General features: G+C 70.5%; 19 protein-coding genes. 7 read left to right on the top strand and 12 right to left on the bottom strand.

The features are described from left to right. Nucleotides 1–12: 12 nt before the first annotated feature. From prcA to arc, 6 genes are all read right to left on the bottom strand, one after another. Nucleotides 13–759 carry a proteasome subunit alpha gene (prcA, locus tag ACEZDG_RS01090; RefSeq protein ID WP_380501176.1) on the bottom strand — a complete coding sequence of 249 codons (747 nt, stop codon included), beginning with the start codon at nt 757–759 and terminating at the stop codon, nt 13–15. A 54-nt stretch (nt 760–813) separates the two neighbouring features. Continuing rightward, nucleotides 814–1,659 carry a proteasome subunit beta gene (prcB, locus tag ACEZDG_RS01095; RefSeq protein WP_380501178.1) on the bottom strand — a complete coding sequence of 282 codons (846 nt, stop codon included), beginning with the start codon at nt 1,657–1,659 and terminating at the stop codon, nt 814–816. Beyond that, a complete protein-coding gene (locus tag ACEZDG_RS01100; RefSeq protein ID WP_380501180.1) occupies nt 1,611–2,255 on the bottom strand; it encodes an endonuclease VII domain-containing protein in 645 nt (214 codons plus the stop codon). The genes prcB and ACEZDG_RS01100 overlap by 49 nt, the downstream gene beginning before the upstream one ends. A 4-nt stretch (nt 2,256–2,259) precedes the next feature. Continuing rightward, nucleotides 2,260–2,478 (bottom strand): ubiquitin-like protein Pup, encoded by a 219-nt coding sequence (locus ACEZDG_RS01105; RefSeq protein WP_030260902.1) that lies wholly within the window; start codon nt 2,476–2,478, stop codon nt 2,260–2,262. 210 nt (nt 2,479–2,688) lie between these two features. Continuing rightward, nucleotides 2,689–4,200: a depupylase/deamidase Dop gene (gene dop, locus ACEZDG_RS01110; RefSeq protein WP_380501182.1), complete on the bottom strand. Its 1,512-nt coding sequence runs from the start codon at nt 4,198–4,200 to the stop codon at nt 2,689–2,691. A gap of 208 nt (nt 4,201–4,408) precedes the next feature. Further along, nucleotides 4,409–6,175, bottom strand: coding sequence for a proteasome ATPase (arc, locus tag ACEZDG_RS01115; RefSeq protein ID WP_380501184.1), 1,767 nt, complete (start codon nt 6,173–6,175; stop codon nt 4,409–4,411). Nucleotides 6,176–6,460: 285 nt separating this feature from the next. On the opposite strand from arc, the gene ACEZDG_RS01120 reads away from it, so the two are divergent. After that, nucleotides 6,461–6,748: a ferredoxin gene (locus ACEZDG_RS01120; RefSeq protein ID WP_380501186.1), complete on the top strand. Its 288-nt coding sequence runs from the start codon at nt 6,461–6,463 to the stop codon at nt 6,746–6,748. Between the two features lie 26 nt (nt 6,749–6,774). Here ACEZDG_RS01120 and ACEZDG_RS01125 read toward each other — a convergent pair whose 3' ends face one another. The 3 genes from ACEZDG_RS01125 to ACEZDG_RS01135 all read right to left on the bottom strand — a co-directional run bounded on the left by ACEZDG_RS01125 (nt 6,775) and on the right by ACEZDG_RS01135 (nt 9,639). Continuing rightward, nucleotides 6,775–7,326 (bottom strand): hypothetical protein, encoded by a 552-nt coding sequence (locus ACEZDG_RS01125; RefSeq protein ID WP_380501188.1) that lies wholly within the window; start codon nt 7,324–7,326, stop codon nt 6,775–6,777. Between the two features lie 106 nt (nt 7,327–7,432). Continuing rightward, nucleotides 7,433–8,413 carry a tRNA (adenine-N1)-methyltransferase gene (locus tag ACEZDG_RS01130; RefSeq protein WP_380501190.1) on the bottom strand — a complete coding sequence of 327 codons (981 nt, stop codon included), beginning with the start codon at nt 8,411–8,413 and terminating at the stop codon, nt 7,433–7,435. A 44-nt stretch (nt 8,414–8,457) separates the two neighbouring features. Continuing rightward, entirely contained in the window at nt 8,458–9,639 is a 1,182-nt protein-coding gene (locus tag ACEZDG_RS01135) for a site-2 protease family protein (RefSeq protein WP_380501192.1), read from the bottom strand. Nucleotides 9,640–9,785: 146 nt separating this feature from the next. On the opposite strand from ACEZDG_RS01135, the gene ACEZDG_RS01140 reads away from it, so the two are divergent. Next, complete coding sequence (locus tag ACEZDG_RS01140) at nt 9,786–10,625, top strand: RecB family exonuclease (RefSeq protein WP_380501194.1); 840 nt, start codon at nt 9,786–9,788, stop codon at nt 10,623–10,625. A 15-nt stretch (nt 10,626–10,640) separates the two neighbouring features. Continuing rightward, nucleotides 10,641–11,312, top strand: coding sequence for a response regulator (locus tag ACEZDG_RS01145; RefSeq protein ID WP_380501196.1), 672 nt, complete (start codon nt 10,641–10,643; stop codon nt 11,310–11,312). A 66-nt stretch (nt 11,313–11,378) separates the two neighbouring features. On the opposite strand, the gene ACEZDG_RS01150 is transcribed toward ACEZDG_RS01145, so the two are convergent. The 3 genes from ACEZDG_RS01150 to metH all read right to left on the bottom strand — a co-directional run bounded on the left by ACEZDG_RS01150 (nt 11,379) and on the right by metH (nt 17,605). After that, on the bottom strand, nt 11,379–13,040 hold the full coding sequence (locus ACEZDG_RS01150) for an ABC transporter substrate-binding protein (RefSeq protein ID WP_380501198.1): 1,662 nt from the start codon (nt 13,038–13,040) through the stop codon (nt 11,379–11,381). Between the two features lie 294 nt (nt 13,041–13,334). Then, nucleotides 13,335–14,102 carry an HAD family hydrolase gene (locus tag ACEZDG_RS01155; protein ID WP_380501200.1) on the bottom strand — a complete coding sequence of 256 codons (768 nt, stop codon included), beginning with the start codon at nt 14,100–14,102 and terminating at the stop codon, nt 13,335–13,337. A gap of 23 nt (nt 14,103–14,125) precedes the next feature. Beyond that, nucleotides 14,126–17,605, bottom strand: coding sequence for a methionine synthase (metH, locus tag ACEZDG_RS01160; RefSeq protein WP_380501202.1), 3,480 nt, complete (start codon nt 17,603–17,605; stop codon nt 14,126–14,128). A 138-nt stretch (nt 17,606–17,743) separates the two neighbouring features. On the opposite strand from metH, the gene ACEZDG_RS01165 reads away from it, so the two are divergent. The 4 genes from ACEZDG_RS01165 to ACEZDG_RS01180 all read left to right on the top strand — a co-directional run bounded on the left by ACEZDG_RS01165 (nt 17,744) and on the right by ACEZDG_RS01180 (nt 21,506). After that, complete coding sequence (locus ACEZDG_RS01165; RefSeq protein ID WP_380501204.1) at nt 17,744–18,751, top strand: hypothetical protein; 1,008 nt, start codon at nt 17,744–17,746, stop codon at nt 18,749–18,751. A 92-nt stretch (nt 18,752–18,843) separates the two neighbouring features. Beyond that, nucleotides 18,844–19,743, top strand: coding sequence for a PAC2 family protein (locus tag ACEZDG_RS01170; protein WP_380501206.1), 900 nt, complete (start codon nt 18,844–18,846; stop codon nt 19,741–19,743). A 270-nt stretch (nt 19,744–20,013) separates the two neighbouring features. Next, complete coding sequence (locus ACEZDG_RS01175; protein ID WP_380501207.1) at nt 20,014–20,520, top strand: DUF6643 family protein; 507 nt, start codon at nt 20,014–20,016, stop codon at nt 20,518–20,520. A 110-nt stretch (nt 20,521–20,630) separates the two neighbouring features. Next, nucleotides 20,631–21,506 carry an MOSC domain-containing protein gene (locus ACEZDG_RS01180; protein ID WP_380501209.1) on the top strand — a complete coding sequence of 292 codons (876 nt, stop codon included), beginning with the start codon at nt 20,631–20,633 and terminating at the stop codon, nt 21,504–21,506. Nucleotides 21,507–21,581 lie beyond the last annotated feature (75 nt).

The raw sequence follows: 21,581 nt of genomic DNA on the forward strand, positions 1-21,581 counted from the left end.
CTGAACAGGTGCTCAGCCCTCTTCCGGCGCCTCTTCCTGGTCGCCGGCGGCGGTCTCGTCGCCGGCCAGCAGGCGGCCCAGCTGGTCGCCCACCAGGCGCTTGAACTTCCGCTGCTGCCAGCGGCCGCGGTCCAGCACCGCGACCTCCAGCTGATCCTGGGTCAGGGTGCGGGCCTGGCCCCCGTTGGGGTCCCGGGCCAGGCTCTCGACCGCGACCTTCAGCGCCTCGGGCAGGGTCAGCCCCTCGCTGTGGCGCTGTTCGAGATAGGTGCTGATGGACTCGGAGTTGCCGCCCACCGCGACCGTGTGCTGCTCGTCGACGACCGAGCCGTCGGGGGTCAGCCGGTAGATCTGGTCGTCGGCCGGGGCCTTGCCGACCTCGGCCACGATCAGCTCCACCTCGTACGGCTTCTCGCCGGTGCTGGAGAAGATCGTGCCCAGGGTCTGGGCGTAGACGTTGGCCAGGCCGCGGGCGTTCACGTCCGCGCGGTCGTAGGAGTACCCGCGCAGGTCGGCGTAGCGGACGCCGCCGATGCGGAGGTTCTCGAACTCGTTGTAGCGGCCGACCGCCGCGAAGGCGATGCGGTCGTAGATCTCGGACACCTTGTGCAGCGCCCTGGAGGTGTTCTCAGCCACGAAGACGATGCCGTCGGCGTAGGTGAGCACGACCACGCTGCGGCCACGCGCGATGCCCTTGCGGGCGTACTCCGCGCGGTCGGCCATGGCCTGCTGGGGTGAGACGTAGAACGGCGTCGACACCGGCGGTCGCCCCTTCTGATCAGTCGGGTCAGTGAGTGAGTAAGCGGAAGGGGGTCAGAGCAGCCCGGCCTGCGGCCCGTTGGGGAACTCCAGGCGGTGGTCCAGGATGCTCCGGGCCAGCGCGCCGACCTCGTCGTCCGGGAGGCGGCGGAAGCCGTCCGCGGTGATGATGCCGACGATCGGGAAGATGCCCCGGGTCAGGTCCGGGCCGCCGGTCGCGGAGTCGTCGTCGGCGGCGTCGTAGAGCGCCTGGACCACGGCGGTGGTGGCCTGCTCGGCGGTCAGGTCGCGCCGGTACAGCTTCTTCAGCGAGCCCTTCGCGAAGAGCGAGCCCGAGCCGGTGGCGGCGAACCCGAGCTCCTCGGAGCGCCCGCCGGTGACGTCGTAGCTGAAGATCCGGCCCCGGCCGAGGTCGAGGTCGTAGCCGGCGAAGAGCGGCACCACGGCCAGGCCCTGCATGGCCATGCCCAGGTTGCCGCGGATCATGGTGGTCAGGCGGTTGGCCTTGCCCTCCAGGGAGAGCTGGGTGCCCTCGATCTTCTCGTAGTGCTCCAGTTCGAGCTGGAACAGCCGCACCATCTCCACGGCGAGGCCCGCGGTGCCGGCGATGCCGACGGCCGAGTACTCGTCCGCGGGGAACACCTTCTCGATGTCCCGCTGGGCGATCAGGTTCCCCATGGTGGCGCGCCGGTCACCGGCCAGGATCACCCCGCCGTCGAAGGTCACCGAGACGATGGTGGTCCCGTGCGGGGCCTCCAGCGGCTGGTACCCCGGCGGCAGCGTGCGCCGCCCGGGCAGCAGCTCCGGTTGGTGGTCCGCCAGGAATTCGACGAAGGACGACGAACCCGGCGTCAAGAAGGCAGCCGGTAGACGCCCGGTGCCACGAGTGTTGGCTTCCACACGTTCCCTTCCAGATAGTCGGCCCCACGCCGGAGCAGATCGGGCCGGTCCTTGAACTGCCCCAGTCCGCCATTGCAGTTGAAGCACAGGATGGCTCGGACCCTACCCGTTTTGTGGTCGTGATCCACATGTTCCGGCCCAGGAGTCAGACAGATCGCACAGAGCCCCATCTGAGCCTCGACCATCGCAGCGACCTCGGCTGCGCCGATGCCGTACCGACGCATCAGGTGATAGTGCCGCGTACCGCCATGGAGCCGTTGTTTTGTCTCCACTCCCCGCGCGTTGTGACACGGTTTGCAGTAGGTGGCGTAGCCGGACTTGACCCGCTTGTTGCGCGGAAAGTCGCTGCGCGGCTTGAGTTCGCCGCAGTCCGGGCAACGACCGAATCCGTCCGGCAGTTCCTCCCGTTGCTTGGGCACGCTTCGCTCTCTGCCCTCCCGGGCAGATTTCCGCATGGCCGCCTCCGCATTCCGCCGCTTGAAGCAGGCGCGGCAGTACGGAGCCAGGCCGTCCGGCGATTTCTCGCGCTTCCAGAATTCGGAGGCCGGCTTTGATGAACCACAGTCCCGACAGACCTTATCGGTCAAATCGGACATAAGGTCACTGACCGCCTTTTTGTACGTACGAGCGGACAAACGACTCCGCATCGGACTCGAGGATTTCGTCGATGTCGTCGAGCACCGCGTCCACGTCGTCGTCGAGCTTTGCCTTGCGCTCCTTCAGGTCGGAGGCCTCGTTGGCCTCGACCTCGGTCTCCTCGACCTCCTCGGAGGAGCGGTTCGCCCGCTGCTGGCCGCCGCCAGTGTCCTTGGTCGCCATGTCCCTCACCCCGCTCGGTTGTGTTCGGCACTGCTGGTCAGACCCTATACACGAGGGGTGACAATCGCCTCGCGTTTTGCGTGTCCAGTTGCTTCACCGGTTCAACGTTCGATGCTGCTGGGATGATGCCCAGCGGCCTCCGCGTTCACCCGTAGTGATACACGACTACGGAGCGGTTACGCCGGAAGCGGACAGGCGTTCAGCCGCCCCTCACCCGCCCGAGAGCACCCGCACCAGCTCCTCCGCCGTGCGGCACCGGTCCAGCAGCGCCTTGACGTGCTTGCGGGTGCCGCGCAGCGGCTCCAGCGTGGGGACCCGCTGCAGCGAGTCCCGGCCGGGCAGGTCGAAGATGACCGAGTCCCAGGAGGCCGCGGCGACATGGTCGGCGTACTGCTCCAGACAGCGGCCGCGGAAGTAGGCGCGGGTGTCCTCCGGGGGCTTGTGGGCGGCCCGCAGCACGTCCGCCTCCTCCACGATCCTGTCCATCCGCCCGCGCTGCGCCAGCCGGTTGTAGAGGCCCTTCTCGGCCCGTACGTCGGCGTACTGCAGGTCGACCAGGTGCAGCCGCGGGTTGTCCCAGTCCAGGCCGTCCCGGGTGCGGTAGCCCTCGAGCAGTTCCCGCTTGGCGATCCAGTCCAGCTGGTGGGACAGGCTCATCGGGTCGCTCTCCAGTCGGCCCAGTACGTCCTCCCAGCGGTCCAGGATGTCCCTGGTCTGCTCGTCGGCGTCGGCGCCGAAGCGGTCCTCGACGTATTTGCGGGCCAGCTCGCAGTACTCCATCTGGAGCTGCACCGCGGTCATCTTCCGGCCGCTGCGCAGCGAGAGCAGGTGGCCGAGGTCGGGGTCGTGGGAGACCCGGTGCAGGGTGCGCACCGGCTGGTCCACCACCAGGTCCACATTGATGAAGCCGTCCTCGATCATGGACAGCACCAGCGCCGTGGTGCCCAGCTTCAGGTAGGTGGAGACCTCGGAGAGGTTGGCGTCGCCGATGATGACGTGCAGCCTGCGGTACTTCTCGGCGTCGGCGTGGGGTTCGTCGCGGGTGTTGATGATCGGGCGCTTGAGCGTGGTCTCCAGGCCGACCTCGACCTCGAAGTAGTCGGCGCGCTGGCTGATCTGGAAGCCGTCGACCGAGCCGTCCTGGTTGATGCCGACCCGGCCGGCGCCGGTGACGACCTGGCGGGAGACGAAGAAGGGGGTGAGGTGCCTGACGATGTCGGCGAACGGGGTCGACCGCTTCATCAGGTAGTTCTCGTGGGTGCCGTAGGAGGCGCCCTTGTTGTCGGTGTTGTTCTTGTAGAGGTGGATCGGCAGCGCGCCGGGGACCTGGGCCGCGCGGCTGGCCGCCTCCTCCATGATCCGTTCGCCGGCCTTGTCCCAGAGCACCGCGTCCCGGGGGTTGGTGACCTCGGGCGAGCTGTACTCGGGGTGGGCGTGGTCCACGTAGAAGCGGGCGCCGTTGGTGAGGATGATGTTGGCGAGGCCGATGTCCTCGTCGGTCAGCTGGCTGGCGTCGGCGGTCTCCCTGGCCAGGTCGAAGCCCCGCGCGTCGCGCAGCGGGTTCTCCTCCTCGAAGTCCCAGCGGGCCCGCCGCGCCCGGTGCATCGCCGCCGCGTAGGCGTTGACCACCTGGGACGAGGTGAGCATGGCGTTGGCGTTGGGATGCCCCGGGACGGAGATCCCGTACTCCGTCTCGATTCCCATAACGCGCCGTACAGTCATGCGGCCCTCCTTCGAACTGCCGCTGACGACTCACCGCCCGCGGTCGGCCCGGTTCGGTAACCCGAGCCTAGAACTGCGCACTGACAACCGGGAGATCACCGCCCGGAGTTGTTCCTGATCGGTCCTGGACAGGTCTCCGGACGCGAACCGTCCGGCTGCGGACGACAGCCGCAGCCGGACGGTGGCGGACCCTCCTACGAGTACTGCATCAGAGGTACTGCCCGGTGTTGGCGACAGTGTCGATGGAGCGGCCGGAGTCGGCGCCCTGCTTGCCGGTGACGAGCGTGCGGATGAAGACGATCCGCTCGCCCTTCTTGCCGGAGATGCGGGCCCAGTCGTCCGGGTTGGTGGTGTTGGGCAGGTCCTCGTTCTCCTTGAACTCGTCCACGCAGGCGGCGAGCAGGTGGGAGACGCGGAGCCCGCGCTGGCCCTTGTCGAGGAAGTCCTTGATGGCCATCTTCTTCGAGCGGTCCACGATGTTCTGGATCATCGCGCCGGAGTTGAAGTCCTTGAAGTACAGGACCTCCTTGTCACCGTTGGCGTAGGTGACCTCCAGGAAGCGGTTCTCCTCGGTCTCGGTGTACATCCGCTCCACCACCGCCTGGATCATGGCGTCGATGGTGCCGTCCACCGAGGAGCCGTGCTCCTTGAGGTCGTCCGGGTGCAGCGGCAGCGAGTTCTTCAGGTACTTGCTGAAGATGTCCTTGGCCGCCTCGGCGTCCGGACGCTCGATCTTGATCTTGACGTCCAGGCGGCCGGGCCGCAGGATCGCCGGGTCGATCATGTCCTCGCGGTTGGAGGCGCCGATGACGATGACGTTCTCCAGGCCCTCCACCCCGTCGATCTCGGCGAGCAGCTGCGGGACGATGGTGTTCTCCACGTCCGAGCTGACACCGGATCCGCGGGTGCGGAACAGCGACTCCATCTCGTCGAAGAAGACGATGACCGGGGTGCCCTCGCTGGCCTTCTCACGAGCGCGCTGGAAGACCAGGCGGATCTGCCGCTCGGTCTCGCCGACGTACTTGTTGAGCAGCTCGGGGCCCTTGATGTTGAGGAAGTAGCTCTTCCCCTGGGGCTGTCCGGTGACCTCCGCCACCTTCTTGGCCAGGGAGTTCGCGACCGCCTTGGCGATCAGGGTCTTACCGCATCCGGGCGGGCCGTAGAGCAGGACGCCCTTGGGCGGGCGCAGCTCGTACTCCTTGAAGAGCTCGGCGTGCAGGTAGGGCAGTTCGACCGCGTCCCGGATCATTTCGATCTGGCTGCCCAGACCGCCGATCCGGTCGTAGTCGATGTCCGGGACCTCTTCGAGGACCAGGTCCTCGACCTCGCTCTTGGGCACCACTTCGTAGACGTATCCCGAGCGGGGCTCCAGCAGCAGGGCGTCGCCGGAGCGCAGCTTGACGCCGAGCAGCGGTTCGGCGAGCCGGACCACCCGCTCCTCGTCGGTGTGCCCGGTGACCAGGGCCCGTTCGCCGTCCTCGAGGACTTCCTTGAGGGTGACGATGTCGCCGATGCTCTCGAACTCCATCGCGTCGACGATGTTGAGGGCCTCGTTGAGCATGACTTCCTGGCCGCGCGTGAGCTCGTCCAGGGCGAGGCTGGGGGTGACGTTCACCCTCAGCTTCCGGCCGCCGGTGAAGATGTCGGCGGTGCCGTCCTCGTTGGCGGTCAGGAACGTGCCGAAGCCGGCCGGCGGCTGGGCGAGCCGGTCCACCTCCTCCTTGAGGGCCACGATCTGGTCGCGGGCCTCCCTCAGGGTGGAGGCCAGCCGCTCGTTCTGAGCGGTGACCCCGGCCAGGTTGGTCTGGAGTTCTACGACCCGCTCTTCGAGGATCCTCGCGTGACGCGGAGACTCTGCGATCTTGCGGCGCAGGACAGCGATCTCCTGCTCAAGAAAGGAAACCTGACTGAGGGCTTCCTCAGAACCCCGTGCGGGCCTGCCGCCGCGGGTGTAGTCGTCGTCGTGGGCTGCCACGGTCCTCACCTCCTCCGGGGAGCTGAACGTGACCCGACCCTACCCGCGCCGTGTCCCGTTGGAACCCCTAGATCAGAAAGTCGGAAGGGGTGTGTCTGATCTTCACCCTTGCGCACGTCCCCTCGTTACTGGGATACCCACTCGATGACGCCCGGAAGCGACCAGTTGTACAGTCGATCGGGTCAATAGTGATCGTGTTGACCGGGCAGGGCGTCGGCTCTGTACCGATGGCAGGAATAACGGGCCGCGCCCCCAGTGGCCCCGCTACCAGGAACGGCGGGCGGTATGTCCTCGCAGGACGAGCCTCTTGAGGTGTGGATCGACCAGGACCTGTGCACCGGGGACGGCATCTGCGTGCAGTACGCGCCCGAGGTGTTCGAGCTGGACATCGACGGCCTGGCGTACGTCCGGGGCGAGGGCGAGCAGCTGCTGGCCGAGCCGGGCGCCACGGTGCCGGTCCCGCTGACGCTGCTTCAGGACGTGGTGGATTCGGCCAAGGAGTGCCCCGGGGACTGCATCCACGTGCGCCGGAGCCGGGACCTGGTCGAGGTGTACGGCCCGGACGCCGACTGACCCGCAGCAGCAGCGTGTGATCAACATCACACTTGCGAGAGCGGCACTGTCACCGTACGTGAGTAGCCGTCAGGTCCCGGGGTCCAGGTGTACGTCTCGTGCAGATCGGGGCAGCAGCGGGGGGCGTCCGGCGAGGAGTAGCCGTCGACCGAGGCGTGGATCGCGCCGTCGGCGCGCAGGCCGAGCTTACGCACCGTCAGGTTCTGGCCGGGGCGGATCAGCGTGGCCGTGATCCGCGGCTTCCGGTCCGGGCCGGTGCCCAGGACGAAGAGGCCGTCCGGCGGGGTGCCGTTCTGCGCGTCGCAGTGCGCGGCCACCACGGTGACCACCGTGCCGTTGCCGGTGGTGTCGGCGCTGAACCGCAACGTGACCTTGGTCGGCAGCCCGGCGCAGTCCAGCGGGAGGGCGATCCCGGCCGGGTCGGGGGCGCCGGCGGCCGGGACGGCGTGCGGACCGTCGGCGACCGGGGCGGCGGCACCGGCCGGGGCCAGCGCGATCGCCCCGGCGACCACGGCGCCGAGCGCGGCGGCCGTGCCCAGCCAGTACCGGGGTCCGCTGCGGGTGTGAGGGAGGTCCATGGGTGGTGCCTTTCCGCCTGCGGCCCGGTGCCGGAGCATCCTCCCACAGCGGAAAACAGTGCCGCCCGCCCGGGGGTCCGGACGGGCGGCAGCGTCTGACGGCGGTTCAGTCCTGCGCGGGGTCCTGGTCGGTGACCTGGTCCTGGTCTGCCACCTGCTCCAGGTCGGCGCCGGCCTCGGCGAGCTTCAGGAAGCGGCCGGTCTTCGGCGGGACCGGGGCCTGCACGTCGCCGTAGGCGCCCTTGGCGGGACGGCGGCGGCGCAGCGGGGGCTCCACCCCGTCGGCGAGCCGGCGCGAGGTGAGCAGGAAGCCGGTGTGGCCGATCATGCGGTGGTCCGGGCGCACGGCCAGGCCCTCGACGTGCCAGTTGCGGACCATCGACTCCCAGGACTGCGGCTCGGTGAAGTTGCCGTGCTCGCGCAGGGCCTCCACGGTGCGCGACAGCTGGGTGGTGGTGGCCACGTAGCAGCAGATGACGCCGCCGGGGACGAGGGCCTTGGCGGCCACGTCCAGGCACTCCCAGGGGGCGAGCATGTCCAGCACCATGCGGTCGACCTCGGTCTCCACCAGGTTGTCCTGGAGGTCGCCGAGGGTGAGCTTCCAGGCCGGGTGCGGGCTGCCGAAGTAGCGCTCGACGTTGTTCTTCGCGATCTCGGCGAAGTCCTCGCGGCGCTCGTAGGAGGACAGCGAGCCGCTGTCGCCCACGGCGCGGAGCAGGGAGCAGCTGAGCGCGCCGGAGCCGACCCCGGCCTCGACCACGCGGGCGCCGGGGAAGATGTCGGCCATGGTGACGATCTGCCCCGCGTCCTTGGGGTAGACCACCGCGGCGCCGCGCGGCATGGAGAGGACGTAGTCGGAGAGCAGGGGGCGCAGCGCGAGGTAGGCGGTGTTCCCAGTGGTGCGCACCACGGAGCCCTCGGGGGCCCCGATCAGCTCGTCGTGCGGGAAGGCGCCCTTGTGGGTGTGGAACGCCTTGCCGGGCTCGAGGGTGATGGTGTGGTGGCGACCCTTGGGGTCGGTGAGCTGGACCTGGTCCCCGACCTGGAAGGGCCCACGGCGGCGGGCGGCGCCGGTCGGTTCTGACATGCGGATCAGTCTAGAGGAGCCCGAAGGGCCCGCCGACCACCCGCTCAGGCGCCGGACGCCGCGGGGATCGGCGGCTGCCCGGACATGGCCAGCGCGAAGGCCTGCTCCACGTCGACCGCGGCCAGCACGCCGAGGGTGGCCCCGTCCGGCTCCAGGACCAGGTACTCGGCGGCCGGGTTGGCCCTGAGCACGTCCAGCAGTTCCTCCCCGGCCAGGGCGGCGGCGATCCGCAGCCCCGGTTCCAGGGCCCGGGAGACCGCCCCGGTGGCGGTCCAGGGGCGGCGGTGCTCGGGGATGGTCCTGACCATGTGCTCGCGGACCAGGGCGGTCGGCACGCCCGCGCCGTCGACCACCACCAGGGCCCGTGCGCCCGCCTGTTCCAGCTGCCGCAGCGCCTCGGCGAGGGGGGTGTCGGCGGTGACCTCCACGGCCGGCCGGGCCAGGCCGCGGGCGCTGAGCTCGGGCAGCCGTTCGCGCAGCCGGGCGATCCGCAGGCTGCTGCCGGCCCCGTTCCAGATGATCGCGGCCAGCATCGCGCCGAGCACCGCGTCGATCAGGGTGGTGGTCGTGGTCTGCGCCGCGCCCTGGTAGGCGGCCCAGGTCGGCAGGCCGACCAGCACCGCCAGCGCCAGCACCCGGCCCGCCCAGGCGGCGGCCAGGGTGCCCGCCATGGGCCGCCCGGTGGCCTTCCAGACGGCGGCGCGGAGCATCCGGCCGCCGTCCAGCGGCATCCCCGGCAGCAGGTTGAAGGCGGCCACCACGAAGTTGCTGAGCATCAGCGCGGCCAGCAGCACCCCTGGCACCGTGGCGGACCGCACCAGCAGCAGCGCCAGCAGGAACACCCCGCCGAGCAGCGTGGACAGCAGCGGTCCTGCGAAGGCCAGCCAGAACTCCCGCCCGGGGGTCTCGGCGTCCTTCTCGATCTCGGAGACCCCGCCGAAGAACTGCAGCTGGATCCGGCGCACCGGCAGGCTCAGCCGCAGCGCGACCACGGTGTGGGCCAGCTCGTGCACCAGCACCGAGCCGTAGAAGGCCACCGCGAAGAACAGCGCCACCAGGTAGCGGGCCCGGCCGAGGCCGGGCAGCAGCACCTCGATCTGGCCGCCGAAGGTCCAGGTGATCAGCGCGGCGATGACGAACCAGGCCGGGGTGACGTACACCGGGACGCCGAACGGGCGGCCCATCAGCAGCGCCCCGGCCGGGCGGTCCCCCTTGCTGTCGCTCACTGCGGCTCCCTCTCGGCGCTGCGCCCGGACGGGCCTTGCGTCAGGCTACGCGGTCCCCGTGTCATTCCTACCCGCGGTGAGCGGCGGCTACCGGCGCGTTGCCGGTGCCCGGCCCGGTTGTCAGTGCCTGGGGCTAGGGTCGGCCCATGCACCCGACCGACACCGTCCGCCCGGCCGCCGCGCCGGTGGCGCTCTCGCCCTCCCGGGCGGGGGATTTCATGACCTGCCCGCTGCTCTACCGGCTGCGGGTGATCGACCGGATCCCGGAGCCGCCCAGCGCCGCCGCCACCCGCGGCACCGTGGTGCACGCCGTCCTGGAGCGGCTGTTCGACGCGCCGGCCGGGCAGCGCACCCCCGACGCGGCCAGGGCGCTGCTCCGCCCGGAGTGGCAGCGGCTGCTGGAGAAGCGCCCTGAGCTGTCCCAGCTGTTCCCGGACGACGCGGACGGGACCGAGCTGGCCGGGTGGCTGGCCGACGCCGAGACGCTGCTGGACAGCTGGTTCCGGCTGGAGGACCCGAACCGGCTGGAGCCGGCCGAGCGCGAGCTCTACGTGGAGACCGAGCTGGAGTCCGGGCTGAAGCTGCGCGGCTACGTGGACCGGGTGGACGTGGCGCCGACCGGCGAGGTCCGGGTGGTCGACTACAAGACCGGCAAGGCACCGGCCCGGGACTACGAGGGCAAGGCCATGTTCCAGATGAAGTTCTACGCCCTGGTGCTGTGGCGGCTGCGCGGGGTGGTGCCGCGGCGGCTGCAGCTGGTCTACCTGGGCGGCGGCGGCCAGGTCGTCTCCTACGACCCGGACCCGGCCGATCTCAAGGCGGTGGAGCAGAAGCTGCTGGCGCTGTGGGCGGCGATCCAGCGGGCGCTGGCCACCGGCGAGTGGCCGGCCAACCGCAACCGGCTCTGCGACTGGTGCTCGTACCAGGCCCTGTGCCCGGCCTTCGGCGGTACTCCCCCGGCATACCCTCTCCCTGTAGACCTCTGACGAGTGGAGCGAGTTGTGGCGATCCGAGTGCTGCTGGTCGACGACCAGCCGCTGCTCCGTACCGGTTTCCGGATGATCCTGGAGGCCGAGACGGACATCGCGGTGGTCGGCGAGGCCGGTGACGGCCAGCAGGCGCTGGACCAGGTCCGGGTGCTGCAGCCGGACGTGGTGCTGATGGACATCCGGATGCCGCGGATGGACGGGGTGGAGGCCACCCGGCAGATCGCCGGGCCCGGCCGCGACGGCCCGGCCAAGGTGCTGGTGCTGACCACCTTCGACCTGGACGAGTACGTGGTGGAGGCACTGCGCGCCGGGGCCAGCGGCTTCCTGCTGAAGGACGTCCCGGCGGAGGAGCTGGTGCAGGCGATCCGGGTGGTCGCCGACGGCGCGGCGATGCTCGCGCCCAGCGTCACCCGGCGGCTGCTGGACATGTACGCGGGGCGGCTGCCCTCCGGCGAGGAGGCCCCGCCGCCCTCGCTGGCGACGCTGACCGAGCGCGAGGTGGAGGTGCTGAAGCTGGTCGCCCGGGGCCTGTCCAACGCCGAGGTGGCCGGGGAGCTCTTCGTCAGCGAGACCACGGTGAAGACCCATGTCGGGCATGTGCTGACCAAGCTGGGGCTGCGGGACCGGGTGCAGGCGGCCGTGTTCGCCTACGAGAGCGGGCTGGTCCGCCCCGGCAACGGCTGACAGCGCGGGGGCGGGACGGAGCCGGTGCTCCGTCCCGCCCCCGCCGTTCCGCCGGGCTGCCGGTGGTCAGCTCTTGCCGATCATCCAGAAGCGCATGATCGCGGCCAGGTCCAGGGTCAGCGGGACCCCGGTGACATCGGACTGGGTCACGATGTACTGCTTGTTCTGCCACAGCGGGATGTACGCGGCGTCATAGGCGAACTGCTTCTGGATCGTCGCGAAGGTGTTCGCCGTGGAGTCGTCGGCGCGGTTGGGCTGCTTCAGGCTGAGCGGGGTCAGATCCTTCATGATCTTCGCCGGGGCGTAGCCGTTGCCGAAGGTGTTGTTGACGCCCAGGAACGGGGACACGTAGTCGTCCGGGTCCGGGTAGTCGGGCTGCCAGCCGGTCAGCGAGGCGGGCAGCTTGTGGCCGGCCCAGAGCGGGATCATCTTGCCCAGGGTGGCCACCGACGTCAGGTTGACCTTGAACAGGCCGCTGGCCTCCAGGGTCTTCTTGATCTGCGCGGCCTCGGCGTTGCCGCCGACCGAGTTGGCCGCGTAGGTCAGATTGAAGCTGATCGGGAGGCTGACCCCCTTGAGCGACTGCCGCACCACGGCCGCCTTCAGCGGCTTGACGTCGTACGGGCTGGCCTCGAACGGCGTGGTCTGGTCGCCGATGCCCTGCGGGATCACCGAGTAGAGCGGCGTGACCGTGTGCTGGTAGGTCGCGGCGATGGCGTCGCGGTCGATCAGCTTGGCGATGGCCTGGCGCACCGCCAGGTTGTCGAACGGGGCGAGCTTGGTGTTCAGGACCATCATCCGGGTGTTGCTGCCCGCACCCTCGACGACCTGGAGGCCCTTGCCCAGCTGCTGTGCGCCCTCGAGGCTGACGATGTCCTTGGAGGCGAGGTCGCTGTTGGCGTTCAGGTCGATCTTCCCGCTGTCCAGCGCCGCCCTGATGTCCGCCGGGGAGTCGTAGTAGGACAGCGTGACACCGGAGTTGGTCGGCTTGGTCTTGCTGTACGCGCCCTTGTAGTTCGGGTTGAGCGACAGCTTGACCGAGGTGGGGACCTCGGCGCCGGTGTCGTCCTTCTTGGTCTGCACCGAGTCGATCTTGTAGACGCCGGAGCCGACCACCGCGCCGGACACCCCCGGCAGCACCCGGGTCGCCGAGTACGCCTTGGGGTCCACGATCTCGCCGACGCCCGAGGCCAGCCGATCCGGGAAGGTGGCGTCCGCGGTCTTCAGGTGGAAGGTCACGTCGGTGCTGCCGTTGGCCTCGACCGACTTCAGGGTGCTGAGCAGGACGCTCACGCCGGAGCCGTTGTCGGCGGGCTGCTTGTCCGGCAGCGTCTCGGAGCCGATGGTGAGCACCCGGTCGATCGAGTACTTCACCGCGGCCGCGTCCAGCGGATCGCCGTTGGAGAAGGTCAGGCCCTTGATCAGCGAGCAGTGGTAGGTCATGTAGTCGGTGCCGACGAAGTTGCAGCTCTGGGCAGCGTCGGGGGTCGGGACCGTCGATCCCGGGAGGTAGGTCAGCAGACCCTGGTAGACGTTGTAGAACACCATCCAGGAGCCGGCGTCGTAGGCGCCGGCCGGGTCGAGACTGGTGTAGGCGCTGACCGTGCCCATGTTCATGGTGGTCTTGGGCACCCCGGCGACCCCGCCGGAGGCCGAGGAGCCGCAGGCGGCGGTCATCGCGAGCAGGCCGACGCTGCCGAGCGCCCCCAGTCGTTTCGCTGCAGACATGTCATCCTTCGTATCCTGGCCGGCACTGTGGGCACCGGAACCGGAGGTCGTACGACCGCGCCACCACCCCTGGACGGGGTCGACCGCGAGGCGGAGGCGGCGAGGCGTGAGGGTGCCGCGCACGCCAGCGGACACCACCGCGAGGGGTGTCGCACATTGCGCGCACGGGTTCGGTCGCCTGTAGCGTCCCATACGATTCCGCCGACTCACAGGCACCCCTGACGCAGGGTTCCGTGAAGATCGCAATATTGAAAGACAATATGGCGATATGACCGATTTGGCGTTAGCAGGTAGTTACCTTGACTGCCCGTCAGCCAGGGCCTCCGCGGCCGGCACCAGAGCCCGCAGAAGGGCCACGTCGAGCTGCTCCAACGAGGCCAGCACGGTCCGCCCGGGAGCCGGTCCGACGGGTGTGACGGACGGCACAACGACCATTCGGCAGCCCGCCGCCTCCCCCGACGCCACACCGGTCGGCGAGTCCTCGACCACCACGCAGCGCGCCGGGTCCACGCCCAGCCGGGCGGCGGCGACCAGGTACGGGTCCGGGTGCGGCTTGGTGCGCGCCACCTCGTCCCCGGCGACCGAGAAGGCGAAGCGGTGCGCGCCCAGCGTGGTCCGCAGCACCAGGTCGATGATCCGCCGGTGCGACGCGGTCACCAGCGCGGTCGGGATGCCCGCCGCCGCCAGCGCGTCCAGCAGCTCCAGGGCGCCGGGGCGGACCGGGACGCCGCGGCCGACCAGCTCGGCGAAGCGATCGTTGATCATCGGGCTGAACTCCGCCGCGGTCAGCGGAGCGCCGGTGACCGCGAGCAGGTGCGCCACCACCCGGCTCATCGGCCCGCCGACCACCACCTGCCGCTCGGCCGGGTCCAGCGGGTGGCCGAGGTCGGCCAGCAGGCCGGACTCGGCCTCCCACCAGAAGTCCTCGGTGTCCACCAGCGTGCCGTCCAGGTCCAGCAGCACGGCCTGCAGGCCGGTCGACTCGCGGTCGACGGCGGAGATGGTGGTGAGAGTCGTCACGGGCACACTGCTTTCCTGGGCGGGGCAGACCAGGATAAGCATGTCCCGCCCAGGATTACCGCAGGTTAACGCGCGTTGAAGTACTTGGCGTCCGGGTGGTGGATCACAATAGCGTCGGTGGACTGCTCCGGATGCAGCTGGAACTCCTCGGAGAGCTGGACGCCGATCCGCTCCGGACGGAGCAAGTCGGCGATCTTCGCCCGGTCCTCCAGCTCGGGGCAGGCCCCGTAGCCCAGCGAGAAGCGCGCGCCCCGGTACTTCAGTGCGAACATCTCCTTCATGTCCTTGGGGTCCTCGCCGGAGAAGCCCAGCTCGGCCCGGACCCGGGCGTGCCAGTACTCGGCCAGCGCCTCGGCCAGCTGCACCGAGAGGCCGTGCAGCTCCAGGTAGTCACGGTAGGAGTCGGCTTCGAACAGCTCCTTGGTGGCCGCGCCGATCCGGTTGCCCATGGTGACGATCTGCAGCGCCACCACGTCCTTCTCGCCCGACTCCTCGGGGCGGAAGAAGTCCGCCAGGCACAGCCGCCGCCCGCGGCGCTGCCGCGGGAAGGTGAACCGGGTCCGCTCCTCGCCGTCCTCGCCCAGCAGCACCAGGCTGTTGCCCTGGGAGACCGCCGGGTAGTAGCCGTAGACCACGGCCGCCTCCAGCAGCCCCTCGGTCTGCAGCCGGTCCATCCACATCCGCAGCCGGGGACGGCCCTCGGTCTCCACCAGCTCCTCGTAGCTCGGGCCCCCGGCCCGCGCCGCCTTCAGCCCCCACTGGCCCTTGAACAGGGCGTCCTCGTCCAGCCAGGAGGCGTAGTCGGCGAAGCCGATGCCCTTGACCACCCGGTCGCCCCAGAACGGCGGCGAGGGCACCGGGTTGTCCAGCGCCACGTCGGAGCGGGTGGTGCTCTCCTCCGGCTCCTCGACCTCCACCTTGGCGTGCCGGCGCTGCTTCAGCTCCGGCAGCACCGCGCCGGGGACCCCGCGCTTGACCCCGATCAGCGCGTCCATCAGCCGCAGCCCCTCGAAGGCGTCCCGGGCGTAGCGGACCTCGCCCGCGTAGATCTCGTGCAGGTCCTGCTCGACATAGGCCCGGGTCAGCGCCGCGCCGCCGAGGATGACCGGGAAGTCGGCGGCCATCCCGCGCTGGTTCAGCTCCTGCAGGTTCTCCTTCATGATCACCGTGGACTTCACCAGCAGCCCGGACATCCCGATCACGTCCGCGCGGTGCTCCTGCGCGGCGTCCAGGATCGCCGAGACCGGCTGCTTGATGCCCAGGTTGACCACGGTGTAGCCGTTGTTGGACAGGATGATGTCGACCAGGTTCTTGCCGATGTCGTGGACGTCGCCCTTGACCGTGGCCAGCACGATGGTGCCCTTGCCCTCGTCGTCGGACTTCTCCATGTGCGGCTCCAGGTAGGCCACCGCGCCCTTCATCACCTCGGCGCTCTGCAGCACGAACGGCAGCTGCATCTGGCCCGAGCCGAACAGCTCGCCGACCGTCTTCATGCCCTCCAGCAGCACGGTGTTGACGATGTCCAGGGCCGGCATCACCGCCAGCGCCTGGTCCAGGTCCGCCTCCAGGCCCTTGCGCTCGCCGTCCACGATCCGGCGCTGCAGCCGCTCCTCCAGCGGCAGCGCGGCCAGCTCCTCGGCCTTGCCGGCCCGCACCGAGGCGGCGCTGACCCCCTCGAACAGCTCCAGGAAGCGCTGCAGCGGGTCGTAGCCCTCGCGGCGGCGGTCGTGGACCAGGTCCAGGGCGACCTCGCGCTGCTCCTCCGGGATCCGAGCCATCGGCAGGATCTTCGCGGCGTGCACGATCGCCGAGTCCAGGCCGGCCTCCACGCACTCGTTCAGGAAGACCGAGTTGAGCACCATCCGGGCGGCCGGGTTGAGGCCGAAGGAGATGTTGGACAGGCCCAGCGTGGTCTGCACCGCCGGGTGGCGCCGCTTGAGCTCGCGGATCGCCTCGATGGTCTCGATGCCGTCCCTGCGCGACTCCTCCTGGCCGGTGCCCAGGGTGAAGGCCAGGCAGTCGACCAGGATCGAGGACTCCTCGATGCCGAACCGGGTCCACAGGTCGGAGATCAGCCGCTCGGCCACCTCGACCTTCTTCTCCCGGGTCCGGGCCTGGCCCTCCTCGTCGATGGTCAGCGCGATCAGCGCGGCGCCGTGCTCCCTGGCCAGCGCCGCGATCCGGCCGTAGCGGGAGTCGTCGGCGTCGCCGTCCTCGAAGTTCACCGAGTTGAGCACCGCCCGGCCGCCCAGCATCTCCAGGCCGGCCTGCAGCACCTGCGGCTCGGTGGAGTCCAGCACGATCGGCAGGGTGGACGCGGTCGCCAGCAGCGAGGCCAGCTTCTTCATGTCCTGCACGCCGTCCCGGCCGACGTAGTCCACGCAGAGGTCGAGCAGGTGGGCGCCCTCGCGGATCTGCTCGCGGGCGATCTCCACGCAGCCCTGCCAGTCCGCGGCCAGCATCGCGTCGCGGAACTTGCGCGAGCCGTTGGAGTTGGTGCGCTCGCCGATCGCCAGGTAGGTGGTGTCCTGACGGAACGGCACCGACTGGTAGAGCGAGGCGGCGGCGGCCTCCGGGTGCGGCTCGCGCGGGACCACCGGGTGGCCCTGCACCCGCTCCACCACCTGCCGCAGGTGCTCGGGGGTGGTGCCGCAGCAGCCGCCGACCAGCCCGATGCCGTACTCGCGGGTGAAGACCTCGTGCGCGTCGGCCAGTTCGACCGGGCTGAGCGGGTAGTGCGCCCCGTCCTTGCCGAGCACCGGCAGGCCGGCGTTGGGCATGCAGGACAGGCCCACCCGGGCGTTCTTCGCCAGGTAGCGCAGGTGCTCGCTCATCTCGGCGGGGCCGGTGGCGCAGTTCAGGCCGACCAGGTCGATCCCCAGCGGCTCCAGCGCGGTCAGCGCCGCGCCGATCTCCGAGCCCAGCAGCATGGTGCCGGTGGTCTCCACGGTCACCTGCACGATCACCGGCAGGTCCACCCCGGCCTCGCGCAGCGCCTGCTTGGCGCCAAGCGTGGCGGCCTTGGTCTGCAGCAGGTCCTGGCTGGTCTCCACCAGCAGCGCGTCCGCGCCGCCGGCGATCAGGCCGGCCGCGTTCAGCCGGAAGCCCTCCTTGACCTCCGCGTAGGGCAGGTGGCCCAGCGAGGGGAGCTTGGTGCCGGGGCCCATCGAGCCCAGCACCCAGCGCTGGCGGCCGTCCTCGGCCTGGTAGCCGTCGGCGACCTCGCGGGCGATCCTGGCCCCGGCCTCGGCCAGTTCGAAGATCCGGTCGGAGATGTCGTACTCGCCCAGCGCCGACAGGTTGGTCCCGAAGGTGTTGGTCTCCACGCAGTCGACGCCCACCGCGAAGTACGCCCGGTGCACCCCGCGGACGATGTCCGGGCGGGTGACGTTGAGGATCTCGTTGCAGCCCTCGAGCCCCTGGAAGTCGTCCATCGTCGGGTCCTGCGCCTGCAGCATGGTGCCCATGGCGCCATCGGCGACCACCACCCTGGTGGCCAGGGCCTCTCGGAGGGCTGTGGCACGGGACTGCTGGGTGGTCGTCATACTGCTGGCTCCCTGGGTGCGACGGCTGTCGACGGTGCGCGAGTGGCGCGTCGCCTAGCTTAGACCGACCCGCTCACCGGAGCGGGGAACCGATCGGCGCCGGGCCGAGTCCGGAAGGTGGACAGGGGAGGGATGTGCATGAGGGTGCGGCAGTGGCGGTTGTGGCGCAGGTGGACCGTGCGGGTGCTGTGCGTCCTGCTGCTCACCGCCACCGGTTCGGCGCTCGGGCTGGGCGGCGGACTGCTGCTGGACTCGACCGGGACCCCGCGCGCGGACGCGGTGAGCCGCGGCGGTGACGCCCTGTGGCTCGGCCACGCCTGGGTGGACGGGCGGAAGACCCAGGCCGACGTGGACGCGCTGGCGGAGCAGCTGGGCGGCGGCGGGATCCGCGACCTCTACGTGCACACCGGACCGCTGGCCTTCGACGGCTCGCTCGACCCGGCCCTCTACCCTCGGGCGCACTGGCTGATCGGGGCGCTGCACCAGGCGATGCCGCAGGTCAGGGTGCAGGCCTGGCTGGGCCAGATCCTGGACGGCGAGGGTCCCGGGCTGAATCTGGCGGCCTCGACCGACCGGATCACGGCCTCCTTCGCCCAGGTCCTGGACGCCGGGTTCGACGGCGTGCACGTCGACCTGGAGCCGCTGCACACCGGCGATCCGCACTTCCTCGACCTGCTCTCCCGGGCCCACGCGCTGACCAACGCGCGCCACCGGGTGCTCTCGGTCTCGGTCCCGCAGACCGACCCGGTCCCGGGGGCGCACCTGGTCGGGACGCTGGTCGGAAATCACCCGAAATGGCTGTCCCCCGGCTATCTGACCGAGGTGGCCGACCGGGTCGACCAAGTCGCGGTGATGGCCTACGACAGCGGAATGCCGACGAAGGCCCTGTTCACCGGTTACATCGAGGAGCAGACCCGGCTGGCGCTGCAGGCCGTGCCCCCGTCGGTGGACCTGCTGATCGGGCTGCCCGCCTACACCGAGTCGACCATGGACCACCACGGCTCGGCCGAGACCGTGGCCGCCGCGATCCGCGGGGTGCGGCTGGCCGACGAGGGCCGGCCCAAGTTCGGCGTGGCCATGTACGTGGACTTCACCGCCACCCCGGCGGACTGGGCGGCCTACCACCGCGACTGGGCGAACCCGTAAAAGAGCCGGTACGGGCATGGTTCGCCGTAGGCTTGGGCACTTACAGTCCGTGGAACTCGCTGTTCCACGGCAGGCGTGGAGGGAGGCCCTGGGTGATCGAGCTCGAGGACATGCCCGAGCTCATCGACCCGGTCATGGTGGCCGCGTTCGAGGGCTGGAACGACGCCGGGGACGCTGCGTCGTCCGCGGTGGCACATCTGGACGAGATCTGGGAGGGCAAGGTCTTCGCGGCGCTCGACGCCGAGGACTACTACGACTTCCAGGTCAACCGTCCGACCGTGTGGATGGACGAGGGGGTACGGCGGATCACCTGGCCGACGACCAGGCTGTCGGTGGTGCGGGTGACCGAGCCGAAGACGCGCGACATCGTGCTGATCCGGGGGATCGAGCCCAGCATGCGCTGGCGCTCGTTCTGCCAGGAGCTGCTGGGCTTCGCCCATGAGCTGGGCGTGGAGATGGTGGTGATCCTGGGCGCGCTGCTCGGGGACACCCCGCACACCCGTCCGGTGCCGGTCAGCGGGGTGACCTCGGACGGGGACCTGGCGACCACGCTGGACCTGGAGGAGAGCAAGTACGAGGGCCCGACCGGGATCGTCGGGGTGCTGCAGGAGGCCTGCGCGCACGCCGGCATCCCCGCGGTGACCTTCTGGGCGGCGGTGCCGCACTACGTGGCGCAGCCGCCGAACCCCAAGGCGACCCTGGCGCTGCTGAACAAGGTCGAGGACCTGCTGGACGTGCGGATCCCGCTGGGCGAGCTGCCGGACGACTCACGGGCCTGGCAGCTCGGGGTGGACCAGCTCGCCGCCGAGGACAGCGAGGTCGCCGAGTACGTCCAGCAGTTGGAGGAGGCCAAGGACACGGCCGAGCTGCCGGAGGCCTCGGGCGAGGCGATCGCCAGGGAGTTCGAGCGCTACCTCAAGCGCCGCGACAACCAGCCGCCCCGGCACGAGACCGGACCGGGCAAGGCCAGCGAGGGCGACTCCGGGGAGTAGCCGGTACGGCGGGCGCGGGCCCTCGGCGCGCGCCCGCCGGTTCGGGTGAATGAGACCGGCCCCGGCCTGCCTCGAGCCACCCGGAGGCGGAACTTCCGTTCTATTAACGTTGCGTGAAGATGGTGTATGAGCTGTTGACGCGTCAGTGGTGTGATCTGACCGTTTTTCATACTTTCGACCGGTTGGTCGATCCAGGCCCGCTGAGAACACACGAACTACCTTCCGTTCCGGTCTCCTCAGCAGGCACATTGTGGGCTTACCGTATGCGTCATGACCTCCCCTCGCGCCTACGACGGAGTCGGCTACTACGCCCCGTCCTTCGCTTCGGACACGCCGATCTACGACAGCCTGGTGGCTGAGCGGGGCGTCCCGCAGATCGCCCCGATCAACGTGCCGGCGGCGCTGCCCCCGGCCTACGACTCCGGGTTCTCCTACAACCCCGGCTACAGCGCCCCGGCCATGCCGGTGCAGCGGCTGGCGCTCGGCCCCGGGCCGAGCAGCCCCAGCTTCGGGCAGCCGCCGCAGCAGTCGCAGCCCCAGTACGCGCAGTACGCGCCGCAGCCCTTCCCGCAGGCGTTCCCGCAGCAGGGCGGGGTCCCGCCGCAGCGCTACCCGGAGCAGTACGGGACGCCGCCGCAGCCCAACCCGGCATACCAGAACTTCGGCGCCCAGCGCCCGGTCGCCCCCGTCGCGCCGCTGCGCCCGGTGCAGCGTCCGGTGCCGCCGCAGGAGCAGTACCCGCAGCAGCCGCAGCGAGGTGGCTACCAGGGGTTCTGAGCAGGTTCAGGACCACTCGGGGGGAAGTCGAGCAGGTCAGGGGGGCCGGTCAGCCAGGTGCTGACCGGCCCCCGCTTTTTGTTCGAAAGCCGGCCTGGCACCATGGGCGGATGCTGCTCACCGATCTTCGGATCCACCCGGTGAAGTCCCTGGCCCCGGTTCCGCTGGCCCGGGTCCGGGTCGAGCCCTGGGGCCTGGCGGGCGACCGGCGCTGGATGCTGGTGGACGCCGCCGGGAAGATGGTGTCGCAGCGGGAGGATCCGCGGCTGGGGCAGATATCCCCCTCGCTCCCCCGTCCCGGCACGCTGCTGGTCACCGCGCCCGGCGCGGGGACGCTGACGGTCGCCGAGCCGCAGGCCGGGCCACAGCAGGACCGGCTGCTGCCGGTCACCCTGTTCGGCGTCGGCTTTGAGGCCGTGCACGCCGGGGAGGAGGCCGCCGCCTGGTTCAGCCGGCTGCTCGGGGCCGAGCTCCGGCTGGTGTTCCAGGACCGGGCCGAGCGGCGTCCGATGCCGGTGCCGACCAGCCTCGCCGACGGCTATCCGCTGCTGCTCACCAGCACCGCCTCGCTGGACGCCCTCAACGCCCACATCGCCGCCGACCACCCGGACGACCCGGTCAAGGGCGCCCCGCTGCCGATGGGCCGGTTCCGCGCCAACCTGGTGGTCGAGGGCGCCGAACCCTGGGCCGAGACCGGCTGGAAGCGGATCAGGATCGGCGGCACCGAGTTCCGGGTCGAGCAGCAGTGCGGACGCTGCGTGATCACCACCCTGGACCCGGAGACCGGCGAGAGGCGCGGCCCGGAACCGCTGCGGGCGCTGGCCCGGCACCGGCGGTTCGGCGACTCGCTGGCCTTCGGCATGCAGATGACCCCGCTCGGCCCGGCGGACGAACTGGGCGAACTCCGGGTCGGCGATCCGGTCACCGTGCTGGAGTCCGGGCCGCTCCCGGAACCCCGCTCCAGGCTCGTTCCCGCGTCCGAGTGACGGGAGGGGGCGATGGCTCGTTGGGAAGGGAGAGGTGCGCGCCGGGGTGCCGCAGGCAGTAGCGTGGGCGGCGCA

The organism is Streptacidiphilus alkalitolerans (genome assembly GCF_042511045.1).
GTDB classification, from domain to species: Bacteria; Actinomycetota; Actinomycetes; order Streptomycetales; family Streptomycetaceae; genus Streptacidiphilus; species Streptacidiphilus alkalitolerans.

Coding starts and splice junctions, on each gene's coding strand:
- ACEZDG_RS01100 (WP_380501180.1), bottom strand. CDS start 2,255: ATGTCCGATTTGACCGATAAGGTCTGTCGGGACTGTGGTTCATCAAAG.
- ACEZDG_RS01105 (WP_030260902.1), bottom strand. CDS start 2,478: ATGGCGACCAAGGACACTGGCGGCGGCCAGCAGCGGGCGAACCGCTCC.
- dop (WP_380501182.1), bottom strand. CDS start 4,200: ATGACTGTACGGCGCGTTATGGGAATCGAGACGGAGTACGGGATCTCC.
- ACEZDG_RS01120 (WP_380501186.1), top strand. CDS start 6,461: ATGTCCTCGCAGGACGAGCCTCTTGAGGTGTGGATCGACCAGGACCTG.
- ACEZDG_RS01125 (WP_380501188.1), bottom strand. CDS start 7,326: ATGGACCTCCCTCACACCCGCAGCGGACCCCGGTACTGGCTGGGCACG.
- ACEZDG_RS01130 (WP_380501190.1), bottom strand. CDS start 8,413: ATGTCAGAACCGACCGGCGCCGCCCGCCGCCGTGGGCCCTTCCAGGTC.
- ACEZDG_RS01140 (WP_380501194.1), top strand. CDS start 9,786: ATGCACCCGACCGACACCGTCCGCCCGGCCGCCGCGCCGGTGGCGCTC.
- ACEZDG_RS01150 (WP_380501198.1), bottom strand. CDS start 13,040: ATGTCTGCAGCGAAACGACTGGGGGCGCTCGGCAGCGTCGGCCTGCTC.
- ACEZDG_RS01155 (WP_380501200.1), bottom strand. CDS start 14,102: ATGCTTATCCTGGTCTGCCCCGCCCAGGAAAGCAGTGTGCCCGTGACG.
- metH (WP_380501202.1), bottom strand. CDS start 17,605: ATGACGACCACCCAGCAGTCCCGTGCCACAGCCCTCCGAGAGGCCCTG.
- ACEZDG_RS01165 (WP_380501204.1), top strand. CDS start 17,744: ATGAGGGTGCGGCAGTGGCGGTTGTGGCGCAGGTGGACCGTGCGGGTG.
- ACEZDG_RS01175 (WP_380501207.1), top strand. CDS start 20,014: ATGACCTCCCCTCGCGCCTACGACGGAGTCGGCTACTACGCCCCGTCC.
- ACEZDG_RS01180 (WP_380501209.1), top strand. CDS start 20,631: ATGCTGCTCACCGATCTTCGGATCCACCCGGTGAAGTCCCTGGCCCCG.